The organism is Cellulomonas pakistanensis (assembly GCF_016862755.1).
GTDB lineage: Bacteria > Actinomycetota > Actinomycetes > Actinomycetales > Cellulomonadaceae > Cellulomonas > Cellulomonas pakistanensis.
Genome location: NZ_BONO01000036.1, coordinates 1 through 15,933, shown reverse-complemented (window position 1 = coordinate 15,933; position 15,933 = coordinate 1). Strand labels below are relative to the sequence as shown.

At 75.5% G+C, this 15,933-nt stretch carries 13 protein-coding genes and 1 tRNA gene; 7 read left to right on the top strand and 7 right to left on the bottom strand.

The annotated features are described in order from the left end of the window. Positions 1–30 precede the first annotated feature (30 nt). The 3 genes from Cpa01nite_RS17595 (at position 31) to Cpa01nite_RS17585 (ending at position 4,715) form a co-directional block, all read left to right on the top strand. Entirely contained in the window at positions 31–2,145 is a 2,115-nt protein-coding gene (locus tag Cpa01nite_RS17595; RefSeq protein WP_373307476.1) for a prolyl oligopeptidase family serine peptidase, read from the top strand. 170 nt (positions 2,146–2,315) lie between these two features. Further along, the gene (locus Cpa01nite_RS17590) at positions 2,316–2,543 is read left to right on the top strand and encodes a DUF6458 family protein (protein WP_166941682.1); all 228 of its coding nucleotides are present in this window, start codon (positions 2,316–2,318) and stop codon (positions 2,541–2,543) included. Between the two features lie 126 nt (positions 2,544–2,669). Next, the gene (locus tag Cpa01nite_RS17585) at positions 2,670–4,715 is read left to right on the top strand and encodes an NHL domain-containing thioredoxin family protein (RefSeq protein WP_203670164.1); all 2,046 of its coding nucleotides are present in this window, start codon (positions 2,670–2,672) and stop codon (positions 4,713–4,715) included. Between the two features lie 10 nt (positions 4,716–4,725). Here Cpa01nite_RS17585 and Cpa01nite_RS17580 read toward each other — a convergent pair whose 3' ends face one another. The 3 genes from Cpa01nite_RS17580 to Cpa01nite_RS17570 form a co-directional block, all read right to left on the bottom strand. Further along, the gene (locus Cpa01nite_RS17580) at positions 4,726–6,051 is read right to left on the bottom strand and encodes a GGDEF domain-containing protein (RefSeq protein WP_239068898.1); all 1,326 of its coding nucleotides are present in this window, start codon (positions 6,049–6,051) and stop codon (positions 4,726–4,728) included. Positions 6,052–6,127: 76 nt separating this feature from the next. Beyond that, positions 6,128–6,763, bottom strand: coding sequence for a TetR/AcrR family transcriptional regulator (locus tag Cpa01nite_RS17575; protein WP_203670163.1), 636 nt, complete (start codon positions 6,761–6,763; stop codon positions 6,128–6,130). 103 nt (positions 6,764–6,866) lie between these two features. Beyond that, positions 6,867–7,559, bottom strand: coding sequence for a biliverdin-producing heme oxygenase (locus Cpa01nite_RS17570; RefSeq protein ID WP_203670162.1), 693 nt, complete (start codon positions 7,557–7,559; stop codon positions 6,867–6,869). 143 nt (positions 7,560–7,702) lie between these two features. Between Cpa01nite_RS17570 and Cpa01nite_RS17565 the strand changes: the two genes are divergently transcribed. After that, positions 7,703–8,290, top strand: a complete 588-nt coding sequence (locus tag Cpa01nite_RS17565; protein ID WP_203670161.1) for a DinB family protein — start codon at positions 7,703–7,705, stop codon at positions 8,288–8,290. Positions 8,291–9,140: 850 nt separating this feature from the next. Here the strand turns inward: Cpa01nite_RS17565 and Cpa01nite_RS17560 are convergent. Then, entirely contained in the window at positions 9,141–9,674 is a 534-nt protein-coding gene (locus Cpa01nite_RS17560) for a DUF2000 domain-containing protein (protein ID WP_239068897.1), read from the bottom strand. Between the two features lie 129 nt (positions 9,675–9,803). On the opposite strand from Cpa01nite_RS17560, the gene Cpa01nite_RS17555 reads away from it, so the two are divergent. Further along, positions 9,804–10,346 (top strand): Lrp/AsnC family transcriptional regulator, encoded by a 543-nt coding sequence (locus tag Cpa01nite_RS17555; protein ID WP_203670160.1) that lies wholly within the window; start codon positions 9,804–9,806, stop codon positions 10,344–10,346. On the opposite strand, the gene Cpa01nite_RS17550 is transcribed toward Cpa01nite_RS17555, so the two are convergent. The 3 genes from Cpa01nite_RS17550 to Cpa01nite_RS17540 all read right to left on the bottom strand — a co-directional run bounded on the left by Cpa01nite_RS17550 (position 10,308) and on the right by Cpa01nite_RS17540 (position 13,861). Further along, positions 10,308–10,985, bottom strand: coding sequence for a hypothetical protein (locus tag Cpa01nite_RS17550; protein ID WP_203670159.1), 678 nt, complete (start codon positions 10,983–10,985; stop codon positions 10,308–10,310). The two genes, Cpa01nite_RS17555 and Cpa01nite_RS17550, sit on opposite strands and share 39 nt — an antisense overlap. Before the next feature lie 191 nt (positions 10,986–11,176). Continuing rightward, a tRNA-Gly gene (locus Cpa01nite_RS17545) sits at positions 11,177–11,247 on the bottom strand. Positions 11,248–11,368: 121 nt separating this feature from the next. After that, positions 11,369–13,861, bottom strand: a complete 2,493-nt coding sequence (locus tag Cpa01nite_RS17540; protein ID WP_203670158.1) for a glycoside hydrolase family 94 protein — start codon at positions 13,859–13,861, stop codon at positions 11,369–11,371. 290 nt (positions 13,862–14,151) lie between these two features. Here Cpa01nite_RS17540 and dcd point away from each other — a divergent pair, with 290 nt between their 5' ends. Both dcd and Cpa01nite_RS17530 read left to right on the top strand, forming a co-directional pair. After that, complete coding sequence (gene dcd / locus Cpa01nite_RS17535; RefSeq protein ID WP_203670157.1) at positions 14,152–14,727, top strand: dCTP deaminase; 576 nt, start codon at positions 14,152–14,154, stop codon at positions 14,725–14,727. Between the two features lie 7 nt (positions 14,728–14,734). Beyond that, positions 14,735–15,829, top strand: coding sequence for a hypothetical protein (locus tag Cpa01nite_RS17530; RefSeq protein ID WP_239068896.1), 1,095 nt, complete (start codon positions 14,735–14,737; stop codon positions 15,827–15,829). Positions 15,830–15,933: the final 104 nt, after the last annotated feature.

Here is a 15,933-nt window from a genome sequence, read left to right as displayed (position 1 = left end):
GGGTCCCGCGAGCCGTGATAGGACGGCGGGGTGACCGACGCCGCTGAGACCGCACCCACTCCCTTCCACGACCTCGACGCCTACGTCGCGCTGCCCCGGATGTCGGGCCTGGCGCTGTCCCCGGACGGCACCCGGCTCGTCACCGCGGTGTCGACGCTCGACGCGAAGCGCACCCGCTACGTCACGGCGCTGTGGGAGGTGGACCCCGCGGGCGTCCGGCCGGCCCGCCGCCTGACCCGCTCGGTGAAGGGCGAGTCCGCCGCCCGGTTCGCCTCGACGGGTGACCTGCTGTTCACGTCGGCCCGCCCGGACGCGGACGCCGACGCCCCGGACGACGAGCCGCCCGCCGCGCTCTGGCTGCTGCCCGCCGACGGCGCCGAGGCCCGCGTGGTCGCGTCGCGGAAGGCCGGCATCGGCGGCGTGGTCGTCGCAGAGGACGCGCCCGTGGTGGTCGTGCCGTCGGACGTGCTGCCGAGCGCTGCGGACGACGCCGAGGACGAGCGGCTGATCGGGGTCCGCAAGGACGCCAAGGTGTCCGCGATCCTGCACTCCTCCTACCCGGTGCGGTACTGGGACCACGACCTGGGCCCGGCGCGCCCGCGGCTGTTCGCGGGCGACCTGACCACGGTCGCCGCCTCGCCGGAGGCCGGCGCCCCCGCCCCGCGGCTGGCGCTCCGCGACCTGGCGCCGGACGCCGGTGCCGCGCTCGAGCACCAGGACGCGGTGCTGTCCCCGGACGGGCGCACCCTCGTCACCTCGTGGGCGAAGCCCGGGGCGCGCGGCGCGCTCCGGCAGCAGCTCGTCGCGATCGACGTCGCCACCGGCACGCGCCGGGTGCTGGTCGACGACACCGCCGCGGACGTCGCGGGCCCCGTGGTGTCTCCGGACTCGCGCCGCGTCGCGTACGTGCGCGAGACGATCACGACGCCGACCGCGGCACCGCAGGTGCAGCTCTGGGTCGCCGACCTCGACGCGGCCGACGCGGCGCCGCGCCGCGTGGCCGAGGGCTGGGACCGCTGGCCGCACGAGATCGCCTGGACCCGCGACGGCGCCGGCCTGCTGGTCGGCGCGGACCACCTGGGCCGCGGGCCGGTGTTCCACGTCGCGCTCGGCTCCGGCGCCGTCACGCAGGTGACGGCCGACGACGCGGTGTTCAGCGACCTGCGGGTCAGCCCGGACGGCGCCACGCTGTACGCGCTGCGCGTGTCCTACGCCGCTCCCGCGCACCCGGTCCGGATCGACCTGGCGGCGGCCCTGGCGTCCGGCACCCCGGTCGAGGCGGTCGCCCTGCCGGCGCCCGCGCCGCTGCCCGCGCTGCCGGGCACGCTCACCGAGGTCACCACCACGGCCGACGACGGCGCCGAGGTCCGCGCGTGGCTCGTGCTGCCGGAGGGCGCGTCCGCCGCGTCCCCGGCGCCGCTGCTGCTGTGGATCCACGGCGGCCCGCTGAACTCGTGGAACGCCTGGTCCTGGCGGTGGAACCCGTGGATCATGGCCGCCCGCGGCTACGCCGTCCTGCTGCCCGACCCCGCGCTGTCCACCGGCTACGGCCAGGACTTCGTGCAGCGCGGCTGGGGTGCGTGGGGCGCGGCGCCGTTCACCGACCTCATGGCGATCACGGACGCGACGGTGGCCCGCGCCGACGTCGACGAGACGCGCACCGCCGCGATGGGCGGCTCGTTCGGCGGCTACATGGCCAACTGGGTCGCCGGGCACACCGACCGGTTCCGCGCGATCGTGACCCACGCCAGCCTGTGGGCGCTCGACCAGTTCGGGCCGACGACGGACCACTCCTTCTACTGGGAGCGGGAGATGACGCCCGACATGGCGCTCGCGAACTCCCCGCACCTGTCCGTCGAGGAGATCGTCACCCCGATGCTGGTCGTGCACGGCGACAAGGACTACCGGGTGCCGATCGGCGAGGGCCTGCGGCTCTGGTACGAGCTCCTGTCCCGGTCCGCGCTGGCGGCGGACGAGGACGGCACGACGCCGCACCGGTTCCTGTACTTCCCGGACGAGAACCACTGGGTGCTCAGCCCGCAGCAGGCGAAGGTCTGGTACCAGGTCGTCGACGCGTTCCTCGCGGAGCACGTGCTCGGTCTGGCCGGCGACGAGCTCCCGCCGCTGCCGGAGACGCTGGGCTGACGCGGCCCGTCCGCGAGGTCGAGGGCTCGGTGGGGCCCTCGACCTCGCCCCGGCGGACCCGGAACTCACCCGTCCGGCCGCGCCGCTCGGCGCGCGGGGCAGCGGGTTCGCCGCCAGACTCGGTCCCGGAGCCCCGGGCACCCCCGCCCGGGCCGGGAAGGAGTCCGACCATGGGCATCGGCGGCGGCATCGCCCTGATCGTCATCGGCGCGATCCTCGCGTTCGGCGTCAGCGACAACATCGCGAACGTGGACCTCACGGTCATCGGCTACATCTGCATGGGCGCGGGCGTGCTCGCGCTGATCCTGGCGCTGGTGCTCACGAACCAGCGCGCGAACACCTCGCACCGCGAGGTCGTCGAGCGGTACGACGGCCGCACCCCGCCCCCGGCGGCCTGACCGCCTGTCTCAGGCACGAGTGGACGATCCGGCCGGACACGCACCGGCGTGTCGGGCCGGATCTTCCACTCGACCAGCAGGCGGCCCGCGGGACGATCCGCGGGCCGGGTCGTGTTCACTACTCCTGTGACCACCAGCAGCACCCGTCTCCCGAAGGTCCGCGCGTCCGAGCTCGTCGGCCGCGGCTGGCTCAACACCGGCGGCCAGGACGTCGCGCTCGCGGACCTCCGCGGCAAGATCGTCCTCCTCGACTTCTGGACCTTCTGCTGCATCAACTGCCTGCACGTCCTCGACGAGCTCCGCGAGCTCGAGGAGCAGTACCGCGACGTGCTCGTGATCGTCGGCGTGCACTCGCCGAAGTTCGTGCACGAGGCCGACCCGGTCGCGCTGGCCGCCGCCGTCGAGCGGTACGAGGTGCACCACCCCGTGCTGGACGACCCCGAGCTGGTCACCTGGTCCGCGTACACGGCGCGCGCCTGGCCGACGCTGGTCGTCATCGACCCCGAGGGCTACATCGTCGCGCAGATGGCCGGCGAGGGGCACCAGAGCAACGTCGAGCGCCTGGTCCGCGACCTGGTCGCCGAGCACGACGCCAAGGGCACGCTGCACCGCGGCGCGGGCCCGTACGTCCCGCCGGAGCCCACCGCCGGCACGCTGCGGTTCCCGGCGAAGGCGGTCGCGCTGCCCGGCGGCACGCTGCTGGTCGCGGACGCCGGGCACCACTCGCTCGCCGAGCTGGCCGCGGACGGCGAGACGCTGGTCCGCCGGATCGGCTCCGGCGAGCGCGGGCTGGCCGACGGCGGCCCGGACGAGGCACGGTTCAGCGAGCCGAACGGCCTGGCGCTGCTGCCCGCGGACGTCGCCGCGGAGGCGGGTTACGACGTGCTGGTCGCCGACACCGTGAACCACGCCCTGCGCGGCGTGCGGCTGTCCGACGGCGCCGTGACGACCGTCGCCGGCACCGGCGTGCAGTACCTGGTCGGCGAGCCGACCGTGCCGGCGCCGCTGCCGGGCCGCACCGACCTGTGGCGCGCCGGCGGGGCGCGCGCGGCGACGTCCGTGCCGCTGTCCTCGCCCTGGGACGTGGTCTGGTCGCCGCAGACGGGCACCGCGCTGGTCGCGATGGCCGGCAACCACCAGCTGTGGGCGTTCGACCCCCGCGACGGCGTGGTCGAGCCCGTCGCCGGCACGATGAACGAGGGCCTGACCGACGGCGACCCGCGCGAGGCGTGGTTCGCCCAGACGTCCGGCACGGCGCTCGCGGCCGACGGCCGGGTGTGGCTGGCCGACTCCGAGGTGTCGGCGCTGCGCTGGATCGACCCCGGCACGCCCGCCGCGTCCGCGGAGGCGGCGCCCGTCGTCGGCGACGTCGTGGGGCTCGTCGGCGCCGGGGCGGCGCTCGCCGCGGCCCGGACCGCGCCCACCGGCCCCGCGGACGCGTGGTCCGGCGCGGAGGTCGGCACCGCGGTCGGCGCCGGCCTGTTCGACTTCGGCCACCGGGACGGCGCGGCCGACCAGGCGCTGCTGCAGCACCCGCTCGGCGTGGCGGTGCTGCCGGACGGCTCCGTCGTCGTCGCGGACACCTACAACGGCGCGGTGCGCCGGTGGGCCCCGGCGGCCGGCGGCGACGGCCCCGGCGAGGTGAGCACGCTCGCGACCGGCCTGGCCGAGCCGAGCGGCATCGTGGTGCAGGCGGACGCGGAGGCGGGCGGCGTGACGCTGCTGGTCGTCGAGTCCGCCGCCCACCGGCTCACCCGGATCGCCCTCCCGGCGACCCTGGCCGGCGAGGTGCTGGACGCGGGCGCGCACCGCACCCAGCGCCCGGTCACGGACATCGCCCCGGGCGAGCTGGCGCTCGACGTCGTGTTCACCCCCGCCGCCGGGCAGAAGTACGACGACCGGTTCGGGCCGTCGACCATGCTGCGGGTGTCCTCGACGCCGCCGGAGCTGCTGCTCGACGGCGCGGGCGACGACGTGCCGCTGACCCGGACGCTGCGCATCAACCCCGAGGTCGCCGAGGGGGTCCTGCACATCACCGCCCGCGCGGCGAGCTGCGACGCCGACCCGGCGATCGAGTTCCCGGCGTGCCACCTGAACTCGCAGGACTGGGGCGTCCCGGTCCGCGTGGCGGACGGCGCGCCGGCGGAGCTGTCGCTCCCCCTGCACGGCTGACGCGCGGGCGTCAGGAGGCGCCGAGGACCGCCAGGGAGAGCAGGGTCTGCAGGGTCGTGCTCACCGTGCGGTCGTCGGGCAGCGTCGACTCGACCGTCACGGTCCACGGCGCACGCCGCAGCTCCAGCTGGCGCATGCCCGACACGTGCAGGGACGCGGTCCCGCCCCGCGCGACCACGAGGGACCCGCCGCCGTCCTCGCGCTGCACGCTCCAGCCGGACCCGCCCATCGCCTCGGTGGTGGCGGACGCGAGCGCGCACAGCCGGGACAGCGGCGCGGGGCCGGTGCCGGACAGCGCGGTGACCGCGGCGGAGACCGTGCGGCCGAGCACCGCCCCGGGGTCGTCGGCGCGGTACTGCCGGGCCCGGGCCGCGGCGTGGCTGCGCTTCGCGTGGTACTGCGCGGCGTCGGCGCGGCGGAACAGGGACCGCGGCGTCGGGGCGGCCCCGAGCGAGCCGCGCGCGGAGGACGCGATGCCGTAGGACAGCGAGGCGCCGAACGGCAGCGCGCTGTCGCCGACCGTCGCGTCCATCACCTGCACGACCGTGGTCCGCGGGATGCCGGACGACACGATGCAGAACTCGTCGCCGCCGATCCGCGCGACGGTGGACCCCGGCAGCCCGGTGCCCGCGCGGCGGAGCACCCCGGCCACGCTGCGCAGCAGCTCGTCGCCGGCGTCGTGCCCGAGCTCGTCGTTGACGCGCTTGAGGCCGTCGACGTCGCACATGACGATGCACGTCTCGTCGCCGGAGTCGATCGCCGCCTGCGCGGCCTCGTCGGCGACCCGCCGGGTGCTCAGCCCCGTGAGCGCGTCGTCGGACACCAGGTGCCGCACCTGCTCCGCCAGGTCGAGCCGGGCGACGTGCGCGCCCAGCAGGGCGCCCAGCACCTCGCCGCGGGCGGCGTCGTCGGGCGTGAAGGCGGGGGCGCGCTCGTCGCGCACGGCGCACAGCACGCCCCACAGGTCGCCGTTGACGACGACGGGGGCGGCGAGCGCGGGCCGCGGGCGGGCCGGGTCGTCGCCGGGCGCGGACAGCCAGGTCTCGCGGCGCCGGACCAGGGCGCGCACGGCCTCGCCGTCCTTGAGGGACTCCTCGGCGGCGGGCAGCTCGTCGGTCGGCTCGGCGGCGAGCACCTGCCAGTCGTCCTGCTCGATCCGGGCGACGGCGGCGACGTCGACGCCGAGCAGGTCGCGGCCGGCGACGACGGCGGCCTCGTGCACCTCCGCGAGGGTGGTGCAGCCACCCAGGCGGTGCGCGAGCAGGGCGAAGTGCCGGGCGTCGTCCCCGTCACCGCGGGGCGCGCTCGTCCGGGCCGGCGGCGGGGCGTCGGTCACGGGGCCATCATCGCCTGTCGGGCTCGCGGCCACACGCGGGCGCACCGCCGCTGGGCCGTGCGGGTGAACGCGCGGGTCAGGCCGGGACGGCCTGGGGCTCCGGCGCCCCGACCGCCGCCCGCTCCCCGGCGCCCACGGCGCGGAGCACGAACAGGACCGTCGCCTCGACCGCCCGGTCCCGCGCCGGCTGCTCGTCGGGCAGGGTCCGGCTGCTCAGGCAGGCGTTCACCAGCGACACCGTGGTGCCCAGGTCCTGCTCGGGGAAGGCGCCGGACTCGATGCCCGCGGACAGCACGCGGCGCAGCATCGCCTCGACCAGCACCACGTGCTCCCGGACCCGCTGCTGCGTGCCACGGGACAGCACGGAGCGCAGGTCGGGGCCCGGCGCGAGGTGGTAGTCGCGCTTGAGCTCGCACTGCGCCCGGACGTACGCCCGCAGCTGCTCCGTCGGGTCGTCGACCCCGGCGAGCTCCGCCTCGAGGGCGGCGACGTACTGACCGGTCTCGTGCATGATGAAGCCGACGAGCATCGACTCCTTGTCCGCGAAGTGGTTGTACACCGCGGTGCGACCCACGCCGGCGGCCTGCGCGATGTCCGCGAGGGTGATCGCGTCGAAGCCGCGCTCGGCCATCAGGCGGGACAGCGCGCCGAACAGGCGGAGCCGCGTCTGCTCGCGGTGCTCGTGCAGCGAGCCGCCGATGATCTTGGGCATGCTGACATAGTGGCACGAGACGTCAGGATCCGGGCCCCGGAGGTGTGACGGACGCGTGCAGGTGCCGCGCGGGCCCGGCGCGGCCCGGCGGCCGCGCGCGGGTTCAGGCCGCGCGGTGCGTCTCCGCCAGTGCCGCGAACAGCGCGCGGTTGTGCCGGAACGCCGCCCTCGCCTCGTCCACCACGGCGGCGCGCTGCGCGTCCGTCAGGTCGAGCGCGTCCACCCGGGCGCGGTACAGGTCCTTGAACGGCTTCGGCTTGGGGATGGCGGGGAACGCGTAGAACGCGACGCCCTCGTCGGCGACGCCGTAGTGGCGCTGCACCATCCGGCCGATGACCTGCCCGCCGGACAGGTCGCCGAGGTACCGGGTGTAGGCGTGCGCCACGTAGTGTCCGGCGTCGGGGCCGCCCGCGCGGATCGCGGCCGCGTACGCCGCGGTCGCGGGGAGCGGCACGGCGCGCTCGCGCCAGCCGGGGCCGACGAGGTGGGCGAGGTCCGCCTCGATGGCGGGCACGCGGTTCAGCTCGTCGAAGACGACGCCGGCGCCGGCCGGGGTGCGGCGGACCTCCTCGGCGACCTCCTCGAGCGCCGTGTACACGGCGTGCAGCTGCAGGGCGAGGTCGACGTAGGCCGCCGTCGTCAGGCGCCCGCCGAGGAGCTCCTCGACGAAGGTCGACCCCTCGGCGGCCTCGTGCTCGGGGCGGGTGCCCTCGCGGAGCAGCAGCGACAGCGGCGCCGGTCCGGTCGGCTCGTCGGTGCGCGGCGCGGTGGCGGGCAGGTCGTGCGTGGTGGTCATCGAGGCTCCCGGGGGCCGGCAGGGGTCGTCGTTCTGACGCCGCGTCAGAACGTACCGCACGAAGTAAGGCTTGCCTACCCTCGGTCCGGATCGTACGCCGGACGGGGCACGCGGCGGGAGTCCCGGGGGATAGCGTGCCGTCCGTGACCGCCACGCCCCCGGACCCGACCGCGAGTCCCGCCGCCCCGCCCGCCGACGGGACCGGCGGGTACGCGCCCGCGGCGCCCGACACCAAGGACTGGACCTGGGTCATCGCCGAGCGCTGCCCCGAGTGCGGGTTCGCCGGCACCGACGTCGCCGGCCCCGACATCGCCGGCACGGTGCACGACCTCGTCCCGCGGTGGCGGGCGGCGCTCAACCGCTTCGACGTCCGCGAGCGGCCCACGCCGGACATCTGGTCGCCGCTCGAGTACGGCGCGCACGTCCGCGACGTGCACCGCGTGTTCGGCGAGCGGCTGCGGCTGATGCTCGCCGAGGACGACCCGCTGTTCGCCAACTGGGACCAGGACGCGACCGCCACCGCCGAGCGGTACGACCTCCAGGACCCCGGCCGGGTCGCGGACGAGCTCGCCGACGCCGCGGAGGCGCTCGCCGCGGGCTTCGCCGCCGTGCGCCCGGAGCAGTGGGAGCGCCGCGGGCGCCGGTCGAACGGGTCGTCGTTCACCGTCACCACGCTCGGCCAGTACTTCCTGCACGACGTGGTGCACCACCTGCACGACGTGCGCGCCTGAGCGGCGGCGAGGCCCCTCGGACGCTTACTCCGAGGGGCCTCGGCCCGGGGGCGACGCTACGGGCGGGCCCGAGAGACTCGGCGGAGGCGCGCCGCCCGGTCGCCCGGCGCGCCGCAAGGCGCGCCGTCATCCACAGATTCTGTGCACAACCCTGTGAACTCCGCGTGATCACGCAGGTGACGCTGTGGACAACATGTGCACCGAGCGGTGGACGGGAATTGACCGACCCCAGGCTCTTGCAGGTCTCGTCGGGCCGGGTCTAGAACATCTGCAACGACCTCGACGGACGTACCGTCACCGCCAGGCCTCTCTCGACGGGAGCCCGGCGGTGCGGAGCCGGCGGGGTCGGGACCGGAGGGAGAACGACGGACCACGTCGTCCGGGGCGACCCGGGCGACCTGCGGATGACGACGCAGCGGCTCGTAAGGACCCCGAGGGTCGGATCGTCGCCGCCCTGCCCGCGGCAGCGCCCCCCGAGGTCGCCGCCGGGTGCCGGGGCGGAGCCGCACCGTCATGGGCGGCGGCCGGCCCCCGACGCGTCGGGCGCGCCGGGACGACGATCGGGAAGGGCCCCTCGGACGCTTACTCCGAGGGGCCCTTCTCCGTCCCCGGACGCAGGGCGAGCCGGTGGTTACCCACAGAGCGACACACTTGTCCACAGCTCTCTGTGGGCAACGGCGTGCGCGGTCCACCCTCCCGGGGGATATGTCCGCCTGTATCCACAGGAGTTGTCCCCACGCTGTGCAGAAGGGTGGGGATCACGCGGGGTCCGGCGAGCTGACCTGTGGACGCCGTGTTGACGCGCGGTGGACGGGGGTGCCCGCCGGTGGACACGGCCGCGCCGCCCCCCTCAGGCGAGCAGGCGGAGCTTGCCGACGAGCCGGTCGACCCGGTTCTTCGGCCCCACGAGGCTCACCGCGAGGTAGTCGAGGGCGTCCCCGGGCCGGCCGGCCATCGCGTCGACGTACTCGGTGTACACCCGGATCTCCTGCGCGACCGCGGGCATGTCGGCCACGTGCATGCCGGGGCTGGCGGCGGCCCGCGCGCGGAGCGCCGCCAGGACGTCGCGTGGCGCGCCCAGCACGGTGCAGCCGATCCACGGCAGGCCGGTGTGCGCGTCACCGTCGGCGTCGGTGGTGGCGGGGCCGAGCAGGCCGGCGACGCCGGACGTGGTCGCCGCGGTGACGCACGCGACGGCGTTCGCCGCGCGGCCGGGCGGGAGCGTCTCGTCGACGACGACGACCCACTTGAGCCGGGCCGAGCGCGTCGGCTCGTCCAGGCGGATCTCCTCGGGGTCGAAGCCGATCGCGGGGGACGGCGCCGAGACGGGCGTGGCGGTGGTGGTCGCGTCGGGCGCGACCGGGGCGGCGGGGAAGGCGGGCACGGGGAACCTCTCGGGCGCAGGAGGAGCCGGCGTCCGGCTCCGGCCGTCGTGCGGCGACCGGGAGAGACGTTAGGCAGGCGTACGTCCGCGGTCCATCGCCTCCGTACCTCGTACGGATATGGTGGCCGGATGGCCGATCTCGACGCACTCGACACGGCGATCCTGCGGGAGCTGCAGGTCGACGCACGGCGCACCAACCGCGACGTCGCGGCCGCGGTGGGCGTCGCGCCCACCACCGCGCTGGACCGGACCCGGTCGCTGCGGGAGCGCGGCGTCATCCGGGGCGCGACCCTGGACGTCGACCTGGCGGCGATCGGCCGCCCGGTGCAGGCGCTCGTCGCGGTCCGGATCCGGCCGCCGACCCGGCGCAACATCGAGAACTTCCGCGCGTGGGTGGTGGGGCTGCCCGAGACGCTGGGCGTGTTCGTCACCACCGGCACCGAGGACTTCCTGGTGCACGTGGCGGTGCCGGACAACGAGGCGCTCTACGCCTTCGTCATCGACCGGCTCACCGAGCGACCGGAGGTCGTCGACGTCCGGACGTCGGTCGTGTTCGAGCACCTGCGCCGGCGCCGGGTCGACCCGGCGCCCGCGCCCGGCCGGCAGGCGGCCGCGCGCCCGGCGCCGGGCCGGTCAGGGCGCGGTGGCGGGGACGGCGCCGCCGGGCGGTGACGGGGCCGGCGCGGGCCGGGGCGCCGGGGGCCGGGGCGCCCCGGGCAGGACGGTGCTGGGCCGCGGCGCCGCGAGGACGACCTGGAGCCCGTGCGCGATCGTCTCCGCGTGCGTGATGAGGTCCTGGTACCGCTCGCTGGACCGGGTGTCGAACCGCAGCTCGACCGCCTCCGCCGAGCCGGGCGGGAGGACGGTCCAGATGACCTCGTGCCGCAGCACCCCGTGGCTGCGCAGCGTCACGACCGCGTCCCCCGCGGGCACCTCCCGCAGCGACGTCGCGTGGTACGCGTACCGGGTCGTCTGGGTCCGGGACCGGTAGATCTTGCGGCGCACCCGGTGCAGGTACGACGCCGCGGCGCCGGGCCCGTCGGGGACCTCGGCGAGCAGCTCGCAGGCCAGCCCGGCCACGACGTCGCCCGACGGCTCCGGCACCCAGGCGCCGGCGCGGACGTGCCGCGAGTGGTGCCCCACGACGGCGCGGTCGACCGCCTCGATCGCGGAGCGCAGCCGGGCGGCGGCGACGGGACCGCTCGTGAGGTCGGTGGCGAACCGCTGGGCCACCCGGGGCGCGTCGCCGGGGCGCCAGCCGCACCACCGCGGAGGGAGCCGCAGGTCGATGCGCGAGATCTGGTGCTTCATGCGGTCCTTCCGTCGGCGCTGGCTCTGGAAGGTAGGCGGTGGTGCGGAGGGGTCCCGGCGACTGAGTAGGGGGAATCACTGCCGAGCGCGGGGTAGCCCACACGTCGGCTGAGTGGTCGCGCGGGGCACCGCGCGGCCCGGGAACGACGAAGGCCAGGCGCGGCGGGTGCCGGCCTGGCCTGTCGGGAGAGAGCGGGTGACGGGAATCGAACCCGCGCTATCAGCTTGGGAAGCTGAAGTTCTACCATTGAACTACACCCGCGCGACCGTCCCGGGCTGCTGGCCCCGGCCGGTCGTCACGCCCCCGCGAGGGGAACGCGCGTCCAGCATAGCGGCTCCGGACGCCCGCGTACGCAGGCGCCCGGAGCGCGCGTCACGCGTCGTCAGACGGTGACCTCCACTCGCACGGTCGAGCCCGCGGGCGCGTACGGCACGGTCGACCCTTCGACCGGCACCCCGTCCACGACCAGCCGCCCGCGCGCCCCCGGCGCCCCGGCGTTGGTCACGGTGATCTCGTACCGGGCGCCGCGGGCGACCCGGGTGACGGCGAACGACGGCACGTCCGGCCCGATCTGCGGGTCGACGACCAGGCCGTCGTGCTCCGGCCGCACACCGAGCAGGTACTGCGAGACGGCCACGAAGTTCCACGCCGCGGTGCCGGTGAGCCAGGAGTTCTTGGCCTCGCCGTGCCGCACGGCCTCCTTGCCGGCGATCATCTGCGCGTACACGTACGGCTCGAGCCGGTGCACCTCGGAGATGTCCTCGCGGTAGGCGGGCGTGATCCGGCGGTAGTAGTCGAACGCCCGCTCGCCGCGGCCGAGGACCGTCTCGCCGATGATCACCCACGGGTTGTTGTGGCAGAAGATGCCGCCGTTCTCCTTGTAGCCGGGCGGGTAGGTCGAGACCTCGCCGAGCTCGATCTGGTAGCTCGTGTAGGCGGGGTGCTGCAGGACCATGCCGTGCGGCGTCGCCAGGTGCTCGCGCACCGAGTCGAGCGCCCGGACCGCCGGGGAGGCGGGGTCGGCGGGGTCCTCGGGGTCGACGCCGATGCCGGCCATCACCGCGAAGCCCTGCGGCTCGATCCAGATCTTGCCCTCCGGCTCCGCGTCGGTCCCGACCGGGTTGCCGTCGAAGTCGTACGCCCGCAGGAACCACTCGCCGTCCCAGCCGTGCTCGAGCACGGCGGCGCGCATGGCGTCGATCTCGGTGCGCGCGCGGGCGGCGACGTCGGCCAGACCGCGGCGCTCGGCCAGCTCGGCGTACTCCGGGCCGATGTGCACGAACATCGCGGCGATGAAGACCGACTCCGCGACGCCGCCGGCCTGGTTCTCGGTCGTCTGGAACGACTCGCCGGGCGTGGTCGAGAAGCAGTTGAGGTTGAGGCAGTCGTTCCAGTCGGCGCGGCCGATCAGCGGCAGGCCGTGCGGGCCGCGGTTCGCGATCGTGAACTCGAACGACCGGGTCAGGTGCTCGAACAGCGGGACCTCGGAGCCGGGCTCGTTGTCGAACGGCACCGGCTCGTCGAGGATCCCCCAGTCGCCGGTCTCCTTGACGTACGCCGCGACGCCGAGGATCAGCCACAGCGGGTCGTCGTTGAAGCCCGAGCCGATGTCGTCGTTCCCGCGCTTCGTCAGCGGCTGGTACTGGTGGTACGCCGAGCCGTCGGGGAGCTGGGTCGACGCGATGTCGACGATCCGCTCCCGCGCGCGCTCCGGGACCAGGTGCACGAACCCGAGCAGGTCCTGGTTGGAGTCGCGGAACCCCATGCCGCGGCCGATGCCGGTCTCGAAGTACGAGGCCGACCGCGACATGTTGAACGTGACCATGCACTGGTACTGGTTCCAGATGTTGACCATCCGGTCGAGCTTCTCGTCCGTGCTGCGGACCGAGTACGTGGACAGCAGGTCGGTCCACGACGCGCGCAGCGCCTCGAACTCGGCGAGCGTCTGCTCCGTCGTCGCGAACCGGGACAGCAGGGCGTGCGCGCGCTCGCGGTTGACGCGCTGCAGCGCGGGGATGCCGGCGGCCTCGTCGGCGGGCGCCCACTTCTCGTCGTGCGGGTTCTCCACGTACCCGAGGACGTAGGTCAGCGACCGGCTCTCGCCCGGGGCCAGCGTGACCTCGACCTGGTGCGAGCCGATCGGGTACCAGCCGGAGGCGACCGAGCCGGTGGCCCGGCCGGCGCGCGGCACGTCCGCCTCGCCGAGCCCGTTGTACGGCCCGACGAACGCGTCGCGGTCGGTGTCGAAGCCCGCGGCCCGCGTGTTCACGCCGTAGACGGCGTAGTGGTCGCGGCGCTCGCGGTACTCGGTCTTGTGGAAGATCGCGGAGCCGTGCGGGCCGTCCAGCTCGACCTCGACCTCGGCCAGCGACAGGTTCCGCTGGTAGTTCGTCTGGTCGTCCTGGGCGTTCCACAGGCAGAACTCGACGAACGAGAACAGCGACACCGTCTTCTCGGCGTCCGAGGTGTTGGTCAGCGTGACGTGCTGGACCTCGGCGGTCTCGCCGAGCGGCACGAAGAACAGGGTCTCCACCCGGAGACCGCCGCGCTCGCCGGTGATGCGCGAGTAGCCCAGGCCGTGCCGGGCCTCGTAGTGGTCGAGCTCGGCCTTGACCGGCAGCCAGCCCGGCGTCCACACGTCGCCGCCGTCGTGCACGTAGAAGTACCGGCCGCCCTCGTCGGCGGGGATGTTGTTGTACCGGTAGCGCGTGAGCCGGCGCATCTTCGCGTCGCGGTAGAAGGAGTAGCCGCCGCCGGTGTGGGAGAGCAGGGAGAAGAACTCCTCCGACCCCAGGTAGTTGATCCACGGGTACGGGGTGCGCGGCGTCGTGATGACGTACTCGCGTGCCTCGTCGTCGAAGTGGCCGTACCGCATCGTCGCGCCTTCCGGTCGTCGGTGGTGGCCGCTGCGGGAGCGCTCCCACGCGGCGTGCGTCGGTCAGCGTAGCGCACGGTCGAAACGCTTCCGGCAGCCCGTGGTCCCGGGTGGAGCGGAGGTCCCACGGGGGGTGCGCGACGGGCGCCTACGGTCCCGGGATGCGCGACGACACCCACTGATCCGGTCGAGACCCACGCCCGCGAGGGGTGGTCTCGGCCGGACCAGTGGGTCTCGGCCCCGCCACGTGGACGAGTCGGAGCCCTCGCCCGCCCCGGTACCGTGGTCCCGTGCTGCTCTCCGACCGCGACATCACCGCCGAGCTCGACGCCCGCCGGGTGGTCCTCGACCCGTACGACCCCGCGATGGTGCAGCCGTCGAGCGTCGACGTGCGCCTCGACCGGTTCTTCCGGCTGTTCGACAACCACAAGTACGCGGTCATCGACCCGGCGCAGGACCAGCCCGACCTCACCCGCCTGGTCGAGGTCGAGGGCGACGAGCCGTTCGTCCTGCACCCGGGGGAGTTCGTGCTGGGGTCGACGTTCGAGCAGGTGACGCTGCCGGACGACATCGCGGCGCGGCTGGAGGGCAAGTCCTCGCTCGGCCGGCTCGGCCTGCTCACGCACTCGACGGCCGGGTTCATCGACCCGGGCTTCTCCGGGCACGTGACCCTGGAGCTGTCGAACGTCGCGACGCTGCCGATCACCCTGTGGCCGGGCATGAAGATCGGCCAGATGTGCTTCTTCCGGCTGTCGTCGCCGGCCCTCGCCCCGTACGGCTCGGGCGCGAGCGGGTCCCGGTACCAGGGTCAGCGCGGCCCGACGGCCTCGCGCTCCTGGCAGCACTTCCACCGCACGCAGGTCTGAGGCGCCCGTGAGCGCGTCGCTGCCCCCGCTGCCCGAGGCGCCCGGCGCCGCGGGCGTCACGCCGCCGCCCGGCCGGCACCTGCTGGTGCTGCCGGAGGGCGTGGCGCCCGACGAGGTCGACGTTCTGGCGTCCAGCCGGTTCGCGAGCGCGCGCTGGGAGCGGCCGCCGCGCGTCCCGTCGGGCCGACGCGCGTCCGGCGCCGCGCGGACGGTCCCGGAGGCCACCGCCGGCGTCCTGCGCCTCGGCCGGCTGTCGACGCTCACCGGGCCCTTCGCGCTCGAGCCCGCGCAGGTCGCGCGCTGGGGGCTGCCGACGGACGCGCGCGTCGCCTGGGTCGTCGACTGCCCCCGCGAGCGCGAGGAGCAGCGGGCGTTCGGCGGCGACCGGGACGGGCTGCGCCGCGCGTTCGGCACGGCCGGGCCGGTCCGCGAGGAGCTGCGCGTGGTGCAGTGGCTGGTGGCCGCCGCCCGGCGGCTCGGCGGAGCGGTCCGCACCGAGCCCGGCGTGGTGCTCGAGCCGGAGATGGACGCCGCGCTCGACCTCACCGTCCTCACCGACCGCTGGGTCGAGCCCGAGGTGGTCGTCGAGGCCGCGCGGCGCGTGTCGTCCCGCGCCCGGCTCGACACCTCGCCACCCGTCGACCCGCGCGCGTCCTCGCCGCAGCAGGCGGGCGCCGCGCTGGCCGCCCGGGACCGGGCGGGCGTCGGCGTCGCCGACCCCGACGAGCGGCGCCGGCTGCACGCCGAGGCGGACGCGTTCGACGCCTACATGCTCGAGCACCCGCCCGCCGCCGAGGCGTTCGGGCTGCAGATCGACCTCGGCGTGGACGGCATCGTCGTCGTCGAGGTGGCCGCCGAGGCGGAGGTGCCCCTGGTGCTCGCGGCCCTCGACTGGGCGCAGGGCGAGCTGGTCGCCTACCGGGTGCGCTGGGAGGCGCCCGACGTGGAGCAGCTCGAGTCGGAGCGCCCGTCGCTGCCGCACCGCGTGGCCCGCGGGCGCGCCGCGAGCGTGGTCCGGGGCGTGGCGCGCGAGGTGCACGCCGAGGTCGGCGGCGAGATCGCGGACATGGCGGGCTTCCTCGTGGACCCGGCGGACCTCTAGGCCCCGACCTCGCCCGTCGCGCCGAGCGCTCCCTGTTGCGGCCTCCCCGCACCCGTCCGACGATGAATCCGGGACGACGCCCGCCGGTCACTGCACCGGCGGGC

Excerpts from the sequence above, each read along its gene's own strand:
- Cpa01nite_RS17590 (WP_166941682.1), top strand. The coding sequence starts at position 2,316 with ATGGGCATCGGCGGCGGCATCGCCCTGATCGTCATCGGCGCGATCCTC.
- Cpa01nite_RS17575 (WP_203670163.1), bottom strand. The coding sequence starts at position 6,763 with ATGCCCAAGATCATCGGCGGCTCGCTGCACGAGCACCGCGAGCAGACG.
- Cpa01nite_RS17570 (WP_203670162.1), bottom strand. The coding sequence starts at position 7,559 with ATGACCACCACGCACGACCTGCCCGCCACCGCGCCGCGCACCGACGAG.
- Cpa01nite_RS17555 (WP_203670160.1), top strand. The coding sequence starts at position 9,804 with ATGGCCGATCTCGACGCACTCGACACGGCGATCCTGCGGGAGCTGCAG.
- Cpa01nite_RS17550 (WP_203670159.1), bottom strand. The coding sequence starts at position 10,985 with ATGAAGCACCAGATCTCGCGCATCGACCTGCGGCTCCCTCCGCGGTGG.
- Cpa01nite_RS17540 (WP_203670158.1), bottom strand. The coding sequence starts at position 13,861 with ATGCGGTACGGCCACTTCGACGACGAGGCACGCGAGTACGTCATCACG.